Consider the following 15,942-nt stretch of genomic DNA (forward strand, 5'->3'; position numbering starts at 1 on the left):
GTATATCAAAAACTGTATAATTAATCAATCGAAAATTAAGATATGTTATATTGTGTAAATGTTTTAAAATAAATATTATAAATATTTTTATATAATGAAATATAGCTACATACGCCGCTCTTTTATTACTTTAAAAAGAAATTATAACTATTATTTACCCCAAAATTTTTATTAACTATAAGTATTTATTAATACAATTAAAATATAATAGTAAAAAATAAATTAAAGACAGGTAATAGATATTAACATAACTTAATTAACATAATATTATACTAATATTTTATGTAAAGCTGAAGAAAAAAAATTTTATTTTTAACAAAAAAAATTAATAATTAATAAGCACTAACCGATAATAATTATGTGTTCAAGGAAGAATACATATAATTAATTCATGGAGGAACCATATGGTTATCAACAATAATATAAGTGCTATTAATGCACAACGCACTCTTAAATTTCGCCAAGTAGATTTAAGAAAAGACGCTGCTCAGATTTCTAGCGGTTTAAGAATCAACCAAGCAGGAGACGATGCTAGTGGATTAGCAGTATCTGAAAAAATGCGTACACAAATTCGTGGTTTACGCCAAGCTGAAAGAAATACTCAAGACGGTATATCTTTCATACAAACTACAGAAGGATACTTAGAAGAAACTACTAACATTCTTCAAAGAATCCGTGAATTAGCTATACAAGCTGCTAACGGTATCTATACTGATGAAGACAGACTTTATGTACAAATTGAAGTTTCTCAATTAGTAGATGAAATCGACAGAGTTGCTTCACAAGCTCAATTCAACAAGCTTAACATGTTAACTGGTAGATTCGCTAGATCTACAGGTGAAAACACTCCTACAGCTTCTATGTGGTTGCATATTGGTGCTAACATGGATGAAAGAAAACGTGTTTATATAGGTACTATGAACAGCCAAGCTCTTGGACTTAAAAATCCAGTTGGTCCAGCTACTAGTGCTACATTCATCAGTGTTTCTAGCCCAGCTAAAGCTAACTCTGTTATAGGTATGGTAGACGAAGCTCTTCTTAAAGTATTAAAACAAAGATCTGACTTAGGTGCTTATCAAAACAGATTAGAAATGACAGCTCAAGGCTTAATGGTTGGATTCGAAAACATGCAGGCTTCTGAAAGCAGAATCCGTGATACAGATATGGCTGAAGCATCAGTTAAACTTGCTAAAGACCAAATTCTTAACCAAGCTAACTTGTCTATGCTTGCTCAAGCTAATCAGTTACCACAAGGTGCTCTTAGATTATTACAATAATTAATCTTCAATTATTAGTTTTGTAATATTAACCATATAAAGGGAGACACTCTTTAATGAGTGCCTCCCTTTTAATTTTTACTCTTAATTATTTCTACGCATTAATAACCATATTAAACTGCTTTGATATCTCTTTTTTTATAGCTGTTAAATACTGAGATACTGCAGACTGTGTTACATTAAGCATAACTGCTAACTCTTCCTGAGTTCTGCCCTCAGAAAAAAGCTTCATTATCTTTTTCTGCTTTGGGGTAAGTATTGCTATTATTAAATTTGATACTCTGCTGTACTCACTTTCTGTTAGAGCATTTGAATAAAGTATATTATCCAAATCATCATTTGTTAATACTGTTTCTCTGCTGTCTGTTCTATCAGAATTAACTTTCCTAGTACCCAAACTCTTATTAATCTCTTTCAAAACATCATTACAAAGTTTTTTGCAGGTGTCGTATTTAGGACATAAATTACACATTCTTATCAATACTCCTTTAATATATTTAATATACTATCCAAAACTTCCTGATTATAATTAGAAATGTCAATATCATCTAATTTGCTTATAGCACTATTAATATCAACACGCATTATAACCCATTCCTCCCAATTAGTTTTTTTATTGTAGAAATAATCATCCTCCCCTATATTATCTAATATGTTTTTTATTATTTTTTTGTAATAGATATTGCTTTGAAATTTATTCATCTTAGAACTCCTAAAACAGTATATTTTTATACTGTATAAGAATACTATATATACTAAATTTAAGTTAATTACAAGTATCTATAATGTATTTTTATACATTATTTTAAATTTATTATAATAAAATTTTGCTGAATACTACATTTAAGACAAAGAAATATAATTAGAAAATATACTTGTTTAAAAAGTAATTTTATTTATAATTGTTGGGATTATCTCCTTGAAGCATACAGTTGTGGCAATATTACTTTACATTTAATGCATATACTTAAAATATAAGATTGTAATCTTTTTATTGCAACAAAAAAATTATAATACATTTACAAAAATACACAAATTGATAAAATAAAATCATTTCAGTGTATGCAATAAAAAAGGCTCACAAATTATCATAATCTGCAAGCCTTTCATTATTAATCTTTTTTATTTTTAAGCAACTATACTAATTATTTAGCATAAGCACCTATTTCATCTTTTATAGTATCTTCAACCATTACACTATTCATACTATCTTTAGCAGAACGTACGAAGAACTCTAAACGGTTTATAGTATTAACTTCACTAGCACCAGCATCCATATCCAAATAAAGAAGATTCAAATTAGGATATCTAGTTTTAAGTCTAGTTTCAATACCGCGTGCTATGATATGATTAGCAATACAACCAAAAGGCTGCAAACAAAGTACATTATTAACACCCTCTTCAGCAAAAGTAGCTATTTCACCAGGTAAAAGCCAAGCCTCTCCAAATTGGTTAGTCATAGCAGTAACTTTAGCAGCATTCTCAGCTATTTGGCGTATATGATGAGCAGGTCTGAAACCTTTGAATTTTGACATTATCTGATTGATAGAATCTACCCTTACATCAATAACTTTTTCTGAAAGTTTAGAGCCGTAATATCCAAGGAATGATACATCTCTTGCATTAGTTTCTTTGTTTACCTGTTCGCTTATAACTTTTTGTACGAAGAAGTCAAATACAGGAGGAACTATTACCTCTACTCCTTTAGCCATTAGCCAATCACAAACATCACCGTTAGCAAACTTATTATATTTTACATAAATCTCGCCTACCAAACCAGCTTTAGGAAGCTCTAAATCATCATTAGTTTCAATAGCATTAAACTCAGCTACTGCTTGTTTTAATAATTTATCAGTGGCTTTAAGAGCAAAATCTTTAGGGTGTAAAGCTATATATTTATTAGCAAGTGCCAAAGATTCGCCTCTTTTTACTTCGCGTGCTGCTGTGTAATAATACATTGTAGATATAGCATCAGCATAAGGCATAGCTATAATACCCTCTTTCATCAAATCAATTTTTGAAAGCTCAAAACCTGGCTGATCATTAATAACAGTAAGCCCTACAGTTACTACTGGAACATCTGGATAACCTGCATTGATTAATCCTCTTTTTATAAGAGAAGCGTAGTTGCTAGCACGGCATTGTCCGCCTGTCTGAGTAATACCAGCAGCTATATTTTTAGGATCATATTTGCCGCTTTGCACAGCTCTTATAATATCTCCTATAACAATAGTAGCAGGGTAACATATATCCTGATTTGCATATCTTAAACCAAGTTCAACTGATTCAACATCTGGTTCTGGAAGAGGAATTGTATCATACCCACTTCTTTCTAATAGAGTTAAAATCATAGGATCATAGAATTGACCGAATTTAGGAACAAGTATTGCACGTCTGTCATTTTTTTCATATCTTTTAATGATAGTTCTATTTGGTTTATCAGTAACTGTAAAGTCACCTTTCATTCTCATACTTTCTATCATAGAACGTATTCTTAATCTAATACTTCCGGGGCTTGAAATTTCATCAACTTTTACCAAAGTAGGATTTTTTCCATAAGCATTAAGTATAGATTTTATCTCATCTGAAGTAGTAGCATCAGGACCGCATCCGAAACTGTTAATCTGAACTACTTCAAGTTTCATATCTTTTTGCTGGCAAGCCCATAAAGCAGCTTTAAACATTTTATTAGGATAAGACCATTGAGTTAATACCTGTACATCTCCAAGACTAGTATCATTGATATCAAGTCCGTCCTCTGTAAGTACATTAATACCAAATGAAGCAATAGTTTCTGGTATTTTATGATTAATTAATGGGTCAATATGATAAGGTCTGCTTACTATAAGTATAGTAGGTGTCTGAGTTTCTTTGGCATGTTCTATTATCTTTTTGCCTTCAGCTTTTAATTCATTTTTTACTCTTACTTGTTCCTGCAAAGCTATTTTGAAAGCTCTATCAAAATCTTTTTTGTTTATGCCAAGTCCTTTAACAAAATATGCCTTACAGCCTTTGTATAATAAATCTTCATTCAAAAAAGAAATTGTCGGAGCATCGAAAGGTATGCCGTATTTAGTTAATGGGCTGATAGAACTGTCTATTACATCTGGATATCCTGTTACTACAGGACAGTTATAGCTATTGGCACTTCCGTCATCTTCACTTTTTTCAAGTACAACTGAAGGATAGAATATTCTGTCTACTTTAGATTCTATCAAATCATATATATGTCCGTTAGCTATTTTAGCAGGGAAACATATATTATCACTCATAACAGTACCAGAACCTTTTTCTGCTATAGCCATACTAGAAGGTGAAGATAACTGTACTCTATATCCGCATTCTACAAGTATAGTAGCCCAGAATGGGAAATTTTGATACATATTAAGTACACGAGGTATACCAATAGTACCTTTTATTTCATCTGATGCTGGAGCTAAAGGTCTGTCAAAAAGAAGAGAAAGTTTTTTCTGAGTAATATCCATTCCATAATTTCTTTCTTTGTTTCCTTTATTGGTGAATATTCTCTCACATTTATTTCCAGTATAGAATGATTTATTATCTTTGAATTTTAATCTTGTAACAGTACAAAGGTTTTCGCAGCCTTTACAAGTAAGCTGTTTTCTTTCATAATCATTAGCTTCCTGTAAATTATCCAAACCTATAAAAGTGGTATCTTCTTCTTTAGTGTTATAAGTATCCAAAGCAAGCAATGCACAGCCGTATGCTCCCATAAGCTCGGATATATCTGGACGAATAACTTTTTTATTTAAGAACTTTTCTACAGAACGAAGAACAGCAGAGTTTTTGAAAGTACCTCCCTGAACAACTATATGATCTCCTAAAATAGAAGTATCAGTAATTTTTAATACTTTAGTGAAACAGTTTAATGTAACACTTTTAGCTAGTCCTGCAGAAATATCCGCAACAGAAGAGCCTTCTCTCAAAGACTGTTTAACTTTACTATTCATAAATACTGTACAGCGGCTTCCCAAATCGCAAGGACTTGCAGATTCGCATGCTATATTGGCAAAATCAGCTACTTTATACCCCATTCCTCTTGCAAATGTTTCTATAAATGAACCGCAGCCCGAAGAACAAGCCTCATTAATTTCAATATTTTCTATAATACCGTCTTTAATAAATATAGCTTTCATATCCTGTCCGCCTATATCAAGTATAAAGCTTACATCTTTATCAAAAGCCTTAGCACCTCTGTAATGAGCCATAGTTTCTACTATACCCTCATCCATATTGAATGCTGCTTTTATTAAATCTTCACCGTATCCTGTAACAGCAGTTCTTGCTATATTTATTTTAATATTTTTTTCATCTAGTTCTTTTTTTATCTCTGTAAGACCTTCAGTAACAGCACCTACTGGATTACCATTATTGTTTCTGTAATGTCTTAAAACTACCTGTCCGTCTTCATCAATAATAACTATTTTAGTAGTAGTAGAGCCTGAATCTATACCTAAAAATGTATTTTTTCCATTAACTGTAGATACATCAGCAGATCTTACTTTATCTTTGCTATGCTCTTCTTTCCAATCATCATATTCTTCCTGACTTGTAAATAATGCTTCTCTTGTTTTAGAATTAGTTATTTTTACTTCAGCAGAAATATTTTCAACTAATCTTGTAAACTCAGAAACTTTTATTATAGTTTGATCTTCCTTTTCTCCGAAAGCAGCACCTATTGCAGCAGTTAATTCTGGGTGTTCAACTGTATACATATCTTCTTCGGTGGCATTTAAAAGTGCTAGGAATGTTCTTCTTAATTCTGGAAGGAAAGTTAAAGGACCTCCAGTAAATAATATTTTAGGCTTTATTTCAAAACCTTTAGCTAAAGTATTAACTGTCTGAACCGCTACAGCTTGGAATATACTCTTAGCAATATCAGCTTTTGGAATATCACGGCTTATAAGTGTCTGTACATCTGTTTTAGCGAATACTCCGCATCTGCTTGCCATAGGATAAATAGAAGTTGATTTTTCTGCCAATGTAGAAAGCTCAGAAGGCTGAACATTAAGAAGTGTAGCCATTTGGTCTATAAAAGCTCCAGTACCGCCTGCACAGTTGCCGTTCATTCTAATATCAGCTTTGAAATTATCATCAAATACTATAATCTTTGCGTCTTCTCCTCCTATATCAATCAATGTCCTTCCATAAGGATAAATCTTTCTAATAGCAGTTGAAGAAGCAATTACTTCCTGTACAAAACTAATGCCAGTCTTTTCACATACCCCCATACCTGCAGTACCTGTCATAGATAAAGCAAGAGTTAAATCTCCATGCATAGCCTGAAGATTTTCTAGTATGGATAATAATGTATCTTTTATGTCAGCATTATGTCTTACATAAGTTTTAAATATCATATTATTTTTATCATCATATACAACCATTTTAGCAGTAGTTGATCCTATATCAATACCCGCTTTGAAAATTTTTTCCATAATATCTCTCCTAAATATTAAGTATTTCAATCTATTATAAAATTTTTCATATTTACAAATATTACTTTAGTTTTAAAGTTATTTATACTATCCTCAGCTGCATGTCCATAAGAAAGTATTATTATAGTATCATCTTTTTTGGCATAATGAACATTGTCTCCATTAATACCTATAACTCCTGTTCCGCGTATGCCTTTAACTGCAACTGTTTCAAACCTTTTATCATTACTCAAATTAATAATAGATACCCTATCCCCTTCTAGTATATTAGCTTTATCCATCAAGGCTTCATCTATTGTTATTGAGTCTTTAAAATTTAAATCAGTTCTTGTTACCGTAAGTCTGTGTATCTTAGACTTTATAATACTTCTCATCATAATAATAATAAATCCAAAAAATAATCTTTTCTTATTATATTATTAACTTATTTTTACAAATATTTTACTTATATGACAAAAAAATGTCAATATTATAATTAAAGATATTTATTAATAATAGTTATTATATACTATAACTATTATTAAATATATTATACATTTTATACATTTATAACTTAATTATTAGAATTGGCTTACGAATGCATTTGTGAATTTAGCTGTTAAATCACCTTCAACAATAACATCTAAAGGAAAAACTCTTTTATTGCCCAATCTGTAATTAACATAATTTTCTTTTTCATGTATTATAATCTCAATAAGATCTATTTTATTAGCAAACTCTTTGACAAATTCTCTTTCATCAACTCTATTCTCCCCCCTCTTTGAAGCCGCCTTATTGCCTTGATTAATTATACTTCTTGCTGAGTAATCCTTAATTTTATTATCCCAATATTCTATATCAGAAAATATATTTCTAATAAAATTAACAGCCCTTTCTTTATAGTATTCATCTGCATCGTCAAAGGCTACAAGTATCTTTCTATTATTAACCCAATCAAACTCTTTATCAAAAGAACCTACCATTCTGTTATACAAAAAATCACCCAAAACTTCATCTTTATAATAAATAGGCTCTAAATATTCCTTAAGCATAGGAGTTAAATCTTCATCTTTGTAATTACTATCTATAATGTCTGCAAGTAAAAACTCTGCTAATTCCTCTCCCTGCTCTTTTTCGTATCTCACCTTTAATTTTACAACAGACTCCCTTTTAAGAATAGATTTATAATAATCCATTTCTTTTTCATCTATTTTCATTCTGACAAGTATTTTTTTATTTTTTCTATATAGTTAGTCTCCATATCTTTATATGCAATACATATAATAAGAACATTTATTTTATCATCATCTTCTGTTTTTGCCCCTAAAAAGTCTGGAGAGCCTATTATAAAGGCAATGTCTTTATATTCATCTCTAAATTCAGTTTCTTTTTGTAAATAAAACATAACTAAATCCCACTATAATTATTTATAAATATCTTTTTATAATATAAAACAAATAATGATAATTGTCAAAAGGAATTTTTATATAGGGTAAAATAATAAATATAAGTATTTAGAATTTTATTTTATGATTTATTTATTAATAAAAAATATTTATATTAATTTAATATATTATCTTAATACTCCAAACTCTATTAAATTTAAAGTATTAACTTCTTCTACATAAGGTATTGGATACTCCGACATATCTTTACCTTCACGTAAAGTATTATATATAGTTAAATTACTCTTTTTCCAATCAGCTAATCTGTTTTGATATTCTTTAGTATATCCAGAAGTCATTTTTATTTTCCCGTTATCGTCAAGTACAAAACCAACAAACATATTTACATTAGTATTTGGTATTGAATCTCTTACACTATAAGCAACATAGCTCAAAGGCATTTTTTCATAATAATATGCATTTGTAGCAGTTTCTGCATACAAAAATACCCCCTTACCTCTTACCATACCATTAATTTTGTATTCAACATTTCCATTTTCTTTAAAAGTATACAAATATCCGTTTGGTGCCATTACACTTTTTCCGCGAACTTTTTTTATCCAAACATTATTATAATTGCTGTCTGCCACTTTATCATTAGAAGCACATGCTGTTATTAAAAATAAAAAAATTGATATACTATATAGTCTTATCATAAGGCACCTCTTTGACAAATTCTCGACATTAATAATAAATAGATTAAAAAATTATTTATAATTAACACTTTTTGGTATGTACGAAAGAACATTATATATTCTAAAAATTCAAAATTGAAATGCCTATATTATATATAAATTATTTAACATATAAAACATTTCTATTAAAAATAATTAATAATTTCATATATACATAAACAACTATAGTTTGTCAAAAATTAATTTTTTAAATTTTGATATTTGAGGGTACGCCTGCGACCTAAGGAAATACTGTTAAGTATGGTGTACGGCTGGATTCCAAAAAAGTTAAATAAAAAATTGACAAACTTAAAAATTTTCAATATAAAATAAGAAATTTATAAAAATTGTAATTCAATAGTTTTTGAAACAAATATATATATAAAAGTTTGTATAATCTTTTATTATAAGCTATTGCTATTTAATAGAATATTATTTATATTTATACGAAAATATTTTATACCTTTTATAAGCGGTAAAAACATCATGTACAGTAGCGAAATCATATCAGACATATTAATAGAAAGATTTACTAAAAGCGAAGAGTATTTAAATTTTGATATAGAAAACACAAAAAGTATAACAGGCATTAAAGGCGGAAGCGATGCATTATTATTTGCAGCACTTTTTCAGAAAAACAGTATTTTGATAATAAAAGAAAATGAAAGTGAAGCAATGCTCCTTAGCCAGTCATTAAACTTTTATAACATACCTAATTATTATTTTCCAGATTATGATACAGTGCCTTTTACAAAAATGTCTCCTATAACCGATATAGCTCAGGAGAGAATAAATATTTTATACAGATTAATAAATAAAGAACACTGCATTATAATAACAACCATAAATGCCGTAACAAGAAAAATAGCAAACAGAAAAGACTTAAAAAAACTTTATATAGAACTTTATGTAGGCAACAAATTAGATTTGGATAATTTAAGATTAAAATTATATGATTTAGGATATGTTATAGAGAGAGAAGTTGCTGAAAAAGGTACCGCATCTGTCAGAGGAAGTATTGTAGATGTATTTTCTGTAGAATATGATAACCCTATAAGAATAGAAATGTTTGATGATGAGATTGAAAGTATAAGGTTATTTAATATAGAAGACGGAAGATCATTTAAAAGTATTGATAATATAATAATTTATCCAGTACGTGAAGTTGTTTACAGCGATGAAGATGTAGAAGTTTTTTTAAATAAAAATAGTACAGAAGATGAAATTAAAGATAATATAATCAAAAGAAAATATTTTGCTGGAAGTGAAAATCTGCTTCCTATGTTTTATTCAAATTTAGAAACTATATTTGATTATTTTGATTACGGATATGTATTTATAGACGATGCCTTAAAATTAAAGACAAAATTAATAACAATACTTGATACTATAAGAGAAAATTTTAACGATATAGATAATATATTTTCTCTTATAGGTGATATTGAAAAACTATATATTAACAATGATTATTTTAATGAAATAGTAAAAAAATCAATTAATATATCACCTTTTATAACTGACATTGATATATACAAATTTAATTTTTTAGAGGGTATTTCTTTCAAATCAAGATTAACAGACTTTCTTGATTATGTTAAAGAATATAGGAAAAAAGACTATTTAATAGTTCTCTCTACTGGACATTATGATCAGGCTTTAAGATTCTATAAAATAATGCAGGATTTATCTCCTATAATTGCAGCACCAGAAGAAGAGGAGAATAAGAAAGAAAGTGTTAAAGAAGCCAAAGAAGATATTGATAAAAAAGAAAATGATGATGAGAACAAAGAAAATAAAGAAAAAATAAAAAACACAGAAGAAAATCATAAAGAGATAGTTTTAGAAGATAAAAGCAGCATATCAGAAGAAAACATAGCAGAAGAAAAAGAAGACTATTCAAAAAATGAAAACAATTTTTATATTATAACGGCTCAGGCATCTTCAGGATTTGTAAAAGATAACATAAAAACTATATTTATAGCAGACTGGGAAGTATTTGGAAGAAAAAGAAAAAAGGTTAGAAAAATACCTAAAGTAAATAAAAATCTAATAGAAACATTTGTTGATTTGAATGTAGGCGATTATGCTGTGCATGTAAATTACGGTATAGGAAAGTATTTAGGACTAACAAGAAAATTATCCAACGGAAAAGAAAAAGACTATATCACTTTGGAATATGCTAAGGGTGATAAATTATATATACCTGTTGAGCAGATGAACTTTGTACAGAAATACATATCAGGTCATGGAGAAGCGCCTAAATTAACTCAGCTTGGCGGAAGTGCTTGGGATAAGATAAAAAGTAAGGCAAGAGAAGATGCACTAGCTACTGCAAGAGAATTGATAAAACTTTATGCCATAAGGTCTAATATTCAGGGAAATGTTTATGGTGCGGATACTCAGTGGCAGGACGATTTTGAGGCTTCATTTAAATATGAAGAAACAGTTGATCAATTAAGGGCTATAAATGATATAAAAGAAGATATGGAAAGCGGAAAGATGATGGATAGGCTTGTATGCGGAGATGTGGGATTTGGTAAAACAGAGGTGGCATTTAGAGCGGTTTTTAAAGCTATAATGGCTGGCAAACAATGTGCTATACTATGTCCTACTACTATACTTTCACAGCAGCATTATAACAATGCCAAAAAAAGATTTGAAGATTTTCCTATACGTATAGAAGTTTTAAACAGATTTGTTACAAGTAAGCAGGCTAAAAGAAACAAGGAATTATTAAAAAATGGTTCCTGTGATTTGATAGTAGGTACTCATATGCTTTTATCCGACGACATAGAGTTTAAAAATTTAGGGCTTATAGTTATAGATGAAGAGCAGCGTTTTGGAGTTAAGCATAAAGAGGCTTTAAAAAGATTAAGATTAGAAACAGATGTTCTTACTCTCTCAGCTACTCCTATACCTAGAACACTAAATATGGCTTTAACTGGAATAAGAGATATAAGCATAATAGAAACTCCTCCACTAAACAGAATACCAGTAAAAACTTTTGTTACAGAGTTCAGCGAAGAGGCTGTTGTAAATGCAATAGAAAGAGAGCTTAAAAGAGATGGTCAGGTATTTTATTTATACAATAGAATAGATACTATAGAATCATTTGCATTGATGATAAAAAAACTATGTCCTAAAGCACGTATATGTGTAGCACATGGAAGAATGACAGGGCATCAGTTAGAAAAAATAATGGAAGATTTTATTAATCATAAATATGATATTTTAGTTTCAACTACAATAATAGAAAACGGGATAGATATACCTAATGCCAACACCATATTAATAGATAATGCCAATAGATTAGGTTTGTCAGAGCTTTATCAATTAAGGGGACGTGTAGGAAGAAGTGACAGAGAGGCTTATGCTTATATGTTTTATCCTAGCGATTTGGCATTAACAGAAGTTGCTTATAAAAGGCTAGAAGCTATATCAGAACACACAGATTTAGGAGCTGGTTTTAAAATAGCTATGCGTGATTTAGAAATTAGAGGAGCGGGTAATATATTAGGAAAAGAACAGTCTGGTATGATATATCAAGTTGGTTATGAACTTTATACTCAAATGCTTGAAGAGGCTACAAATGAATATAAAGGTGAAATAAAAGAAGTTACATTTGATACAGTAATAGATTTAAAACATAATCTCTTTATACCAGATTCCTATATAGCAGATTCAAAAGAGAAAATATCAGCATACAAACTTATAATGCGTTCTCAGGATAATGAAGATATTGACTATGCTAAAGATTATATGATTGATAAATACGGTAAACTCCCTAAAGAATTGGAAGATATTTTTGATATAGCAAGACTTAAAGTAATATTAAAAAGAATAAGAGTATTATCAGTAATGGAAGGTCAGTATAATATATATTTAAAACTTGATAAATATTCTAAAATAGACACTAATAAACTTATAGAGCTTATAAACACAAAAAACTCAGGAGTATATTTTGATAAAGATAATCTCAATCAGTTAATAATACCAGTTATACATGAAAAAGAAAATGATCTTGATTGGAAAATAGAAAAATAAAAAATACTATACTAGAAATAGAAAGCGATAAAATTAATGAAATAGAAAATAATGAAGATATAAAAAATGAGAATAATCAAAATAATATGAGCATTACAGAAGCCAATTTCAAAAATAATAAAAGCAGTAAAAAAAGAACTTATGTTAGAAGAAGCAAATCTCCTAAAATTATAAAGATAAATAAAGATAAATAATTTTTATATGATAAGAATTATTAAATTAATTCTATTTATCAATATTAAATTTTTGTTTTATTAAAGATACAAATTCTATTCTTTTATCCATATACTGCCCCATAATTCCTATAACCTTTCCCATTGTAAAAGCAGCAAGTACAGTACCTATTCCAAGTCCTTTTATATGACCTAAAAATATAAATGTAATTACCGCTGTAGTAAAAAGACAAGTTACATCAAAAATTATCTTTATTTTGGAATATGGAATACTTATTATATTTGAAAGCTCCCTAGGAAATAAATCAGTAGGTATAATAGGAAGTTTACATCTATTTGATAACGCTATACCGAAACATAGGATAAAATAACTTATTACAAAATATATTATTCTATATGTAATAGTTAATGGCAGATGACTTATCCATAATTCATGTATATCAATAAATTTACCGAAACAAAACCCTACTATAAAACTAAACAAATATTCACCCACAAACTTTTTTCTAAGTATCATAAGCACTAATACCAATATACCCTGAAAAATATATGTGAAAGTACCAAGAGATATATTTGTTATTACTTCAGAAAAAGCATAAGGTACGCTTGAAATAGCTGATATACCAGAACCTGAATAGAGCATTAATACTACACCAAAACTATTGATAATAACAACAATAATTAAAGCTAATTCTCCGCTTATTATAAAATTTCTATTTTGTTTATGAAATGATATATCATTTTCTGCAGTAGTCATATATTTTATCCTCTTTATATATAGTACGTATAGTTATTATTTTTTTAAACGCTAATATTATATAACTAACTACATATTAATCAATAGTAATATTTATATTAAAGAAAAATAATTCAATTAATATAAAATTTGTATAGCTTCAAAATATAAAAACTAGCTATTGGTTTTTATGTTTCGTAATTTTCTTTAATGCCATTTTTTATTATTACTACCTATAAACTCGCCAAAAAATAGCTTACAACTTCATTTGTCAGTTGTAAACTAATCGTTTATAGCATTAGGCAAACACTACTTATTAACTTTTTTATTCCTATTTCCATGTTTTGTTATTTTTTTTAAAGCCTCTTTTCTGTCTTTCTTTATTTCTATAGAACTTTTTTGCAATTGTCTATTTTCATTAAGGAGTGTTACATAAGCATCATATCTATCATATGGTATCTCATCATTTTCAAGCAGTTCTAATATATAGCAGTCTGGTTCATGCTGATGCGTACAGTCTTTGAACTTACATCTTTTAGCATATTCTTCTAAATCTTCAAAAGTTTTCTTTATACCTTTATCATCTTCCCAAAGCCCTAAATTTCTTAATCCTGGAGTATCTATTACTACTCCGCCGCTATCTAGTACTAAAAGCTCTCTGTGAGTTGTAGTATGCATTCCTTTAAAATCATACTCTCTTACTTCCTGAGTTTTCATCTTTTCATCTTTCAATAGATAATTAATAATGGTAGATTTTCCAGCTCCTGATGCTCCTATAAATACTGATGAGGTATATTTTTTAATATATTTTAAAAATATATCAGCATTCTTACCAGTCTTTGAACTATAGGCAAAAACTGTTTCATTAGGATAAGTTTCTTTTATAGTTGCTAATAATTCTTTATATTCTTCATCTTCATACAAATCAATTTTACTTATGGCTATTATTGGTTTTATATTAGAAGTGTGAACCACTGACAAATATCTTGCTATAGCAGACATAGGCATTTCATTATCAATACCTACTATGATAAATGCATAATCAATATTGCTTACTATAGCTTGAATATCATTTTTTTTAATATTAGCTTTTCTGTATAAAATATTTTTTCTAGTGAGTATTGTATCAATAAAGGCATTGTTATCCGACTTTTTCATAAGCACCCAATCACCTACAACTGGAAGTTCGCTTTGTATTTCAGAATTATATCTAATTTTTCCCTTAATCCTAGCTAAAAACTCACCCTCATCGGAAAAAAGAGTATAGTATCTTTTATTAATTCTTATTACTCTTGCAGGCACAAGCTCTTCATTATCAATTTCTTCCAAAGAATTAATATTCAAACTATCTAATACCAATTTTTCAAAATATTCATCAAAACCTATATCTCTTATTTTCAATATCTATAACCCCATAAAAAATTCTATGATTATATAATACTAAATATAAAAATATTTGTCAATTTAATTATTAGATTTAGTAGAATTAGTTTATAAATATTTGTTTATTTATTCTATTTTATAATTTGGTAATATATTTAAAACTCTACCTTTCAAATATCTTTCAACAGTCTGAAACACTACTATATCAGGATCTAATTTAATAGCATAATCCAATACATTCAAATCATCATACGCTATTGATATAAAAATTACTTCATAAAAGTTTGATGATATATAATCAAGCATTGCTTGAGAAAAAGAATCTCTAAGTACAACAACACGTCTCTTATCAGAAGAATCAGAATTAAAATGCTCAATAGTAGTTGAATTTGTATTATACATATTTACTAATACATAATTATTGGAAGTAAAATTTGATATACTATATTCTGTATCATACTTATATAATTGACTCTCAGACAAACTTATCATACCAGCTAACCTGTAAATAGGAGTTCCCATATCATTTCTAACAATATTAATATCTTTTAAATCAGTGTAGGATTTATTCATAGATTTCATTAATTCCACATAACCTATATATGCACCAAGTCTATTCCAATGGGCATCATATTTATAATATAGTAAATTTGATTCTTTATATTTCAATAATTCTTTTTTAGTATATATGATTTTTATATTAGAATTATCTTTTAAATATTCTACTAATTTATCTGTAGAGTTATATTCAGGATGAATTCTTTTTAATATAATC

General features: G+C 28.4%; 10 protein-coding genes and 2 pseudogenes. 2 read left to right on the plus strand and 10 right to left on the minus strand.

What is annotated here, in order from left to right:
* The first annotated feature begins 404 nt into the window (after window positions 1–404).
* Complete coding sequence (locus KQ44_RS06770; protein ID WP_096736778.1) at window positions 405–1,277, plus strand: flagellin; 873 nt, start codon at window positions 405–407, stop codon at window positions 1,275–1,277.
* A 94-nt stretch (window positions 1,278–1,371) separates the two neighbouring features.
* Here KQ44_RS06770 and KQ44_RS06775 read toward each other — a convergent pair whose 3' ends face one another.
* From KQ44_RS06775 to KQ44_RS06800, 7 genes are all read right to left on the minus strand, one after another.
* Window positions 1,372–1,749 (minus strand): sigma factor-like helix-turn-helix DNA-binding protein, encoded by a 378-nt coding sequence (locus KQ44_RS06775; RefSeq protein ID WP_096736779.1) that lies wholly within the window; start codon window positions 1,747–1,749, stop codon window positions 1,372–1,374.
* Between the two features lie 5 nt (window positions 1,750–1,754).
* Window positions 1,755–1,979: a hypothetical protein gene (locus KQ44_RS06780; protein WP_096736780.1), complete on the minus strand. Its 225-nt coding sequence runs from the start codon at window positions 1,977–1,979 to the stop codon at window positions 1,755–1,757.
* Between the two features lie 443 nt (window positions 1,980–2,422).
* Window positions 2,423–6,733, minus strand: coding sequence for an acyl-CoA dehydratase activase-related protein (locus KQ44_RS06785; protein ID WP_096736781.1), 4,311 nt, complete (start codon window positions 6,731–6,733; stop codon window positions 2,423–2,425).
* Between the two features lie 26 nt (window positions 6,734–6,759).
* Window positions 6,760–7,110, minus strand: coding sequence for an aspartate 1-decarboxylase (gene panD / locus KQ44_RS06790; protein WP_096736782.1), 351 nt, complete (start codon window positions 7,108–7,110; stop codon window positions 6,760–6,762).
* Between the two features lie 183 nt (window positions 7,111–7,293).
* On the minus strand, window positions 7,294–7,929 hold the full coding sequence (locus tag KQ44_RS06795) for a DUF2262 domain-containing protein (protein WP_240516520.1): 636 nt from the start codon (window positions 7,927–7,929) through the stop codon (window positions 7,294–7,296).
* Window positions 7,926–8,117: a hypothetical protein gene (locus KQ44_RS14905; protein ID WP_240516521.1), complete on the minus strand. Its 192-nt coding sequence runs from the start codon at window positions 8,115–8,117 to the stop codon at window positions 7,926–7,928. The genes KQ44_RS06795 and KQ44_RS14905 overlap by 4 nt, the downstream gene beginning before the upstream one ends.
* A 168-nt stretch (window positions 8,118–8,285) precedes the next feature.
* Window positions 8,286–8,813, minus strand: coding sequence for a hypothetical protein (locus KQ44_RS06800; protein WP_096736783.1), 528 nt, complete (start codon window positions 8,811–8,813; stop codon window positions 8,286–8,288).
* A 504-nt stretch (window positions 8,814–9,317) separates the two neighbouring features.
* Here KQ44_RS06800 and mfd point away from each other — a divergent pair.
* A pseudogene (gene mfd, locus KQ44_RS06805) lies at window positions 9,318–13,069 on the plus strand (transcription-repair coupling factor).
* A gap of 31 nt (window positions 13,070–13,100) precedes the next feature.
* Here mfd and KQ44_RS06810 read toward each other — a convergent pair.
* The 3 genes and pseudogenes from KQ44_RS06810 to KQ44_RS06820 all read right to left on the minus strand — a co-directional run.
* The gene (locus KQ44_RS06810) at window positions 13,101–13,805 is read right to left on the minus strand and encodes a DUF6198 family protein (protein ID WP_096736784.1); all 705 of its coding nucleotides are present in this window, start codon (window positions 13,803–13,805) and stop codon (window positions 13,101–13,103) included.
* 288 nt (window positions 13,806–14,093) lie between these two features.
* On the minus strand, window positions 14,094–15,185 hold the full coding sequence (rsgA, locus tag KQ44_RS06815) for a ribosome small subunit-dependent GTPase A (RefSeq protein ID WP_096736785.1): 1,092 nt from the start codon (window positions 15,183–15,185) through the stop codon (window positions 14,094–14,096).
* Between the two features lie 108 nt (window positions 15,186–15,293).
* A pseudogene (locus KQ44_RS06820) lies at window positions 15,294–15,942 on the minus strand (hypothetical protein); the annotation flags it as partial.

It is taken from the genome of Brachyspira sp. G79 (assembly GCF_002379365.1).
Classification (GTDB): domain Bacteria; phylum Spirochaetota; class Brachyspiria; order Brachyspirales; family Brachyspiraceae; genus Brachyspira.

Excerpts from the sequence above, each read along its gene's own strand:
- KQ44_RS06770 (WP_096736778.1), top strand. The coding sequence starts at position 405 with ATGGTTATCAACAATAATATAAGTGCTATTAATGCACAACGCACTCTT.
- KQ44_RS06775 (WP_096736779.1), bottom strand. The coding sequence starts at position 1,749 with ATGTGTAATTTATGTCCTAAATACGACACCTGCAAAAAACTTTGTAAT.
- KQ44_RS06780 (WP_096736780.1), bottom strand. The coding sequence starts at position 1,979 with ATGAATAAATTTCAAAGCAATATCTATTACAAAAAAATAATAAAAAAC.
- KQ44_RS06785 (WP_096736781.1), bottom strand. The coding sequence starts at position 6,733 with ATGGAAAAAATTTTCAAAGCGGGTATTGATATAGGATCAACTACTGCT.
- panD (WP_096736782.1), bottom strand. The coding sequence starts at position 7,110 with ATGATGAGAAGTATTATAAAGTCTAAGATACACAGACTTACGGTAACA.
- KQ44_RS06795 (WP_240516520.1), bottom strand. The coding sequence starts at position 7,929 with ATGAAAATAGATGAAAAAGAAATGGATTATTATAAATCTATTCTTAAA.
- KQ44_RS14905 (WP_240516521.1), bottom strand. The coding sequence starts at position 8,117 with ATGTTTTATTTACAAAAAGAAACTGAATTTAGAGATGAATATAAAGAC.
- KQ44_RS06800 (WP_096736783.1), bottom strand. The coding sequence starts at position 8,813 with ATGATAAGACTATATAGTATATCAATTTTTTTATTTTTAATAACAGCA.
- KQ44_RS06810 (WP_096736784.1), bottom strand. The coding sequence starts at position 13,805 with ATGACTACTGCAGAAAATGATATATCATTTCATAAACAAAATAGAAAT.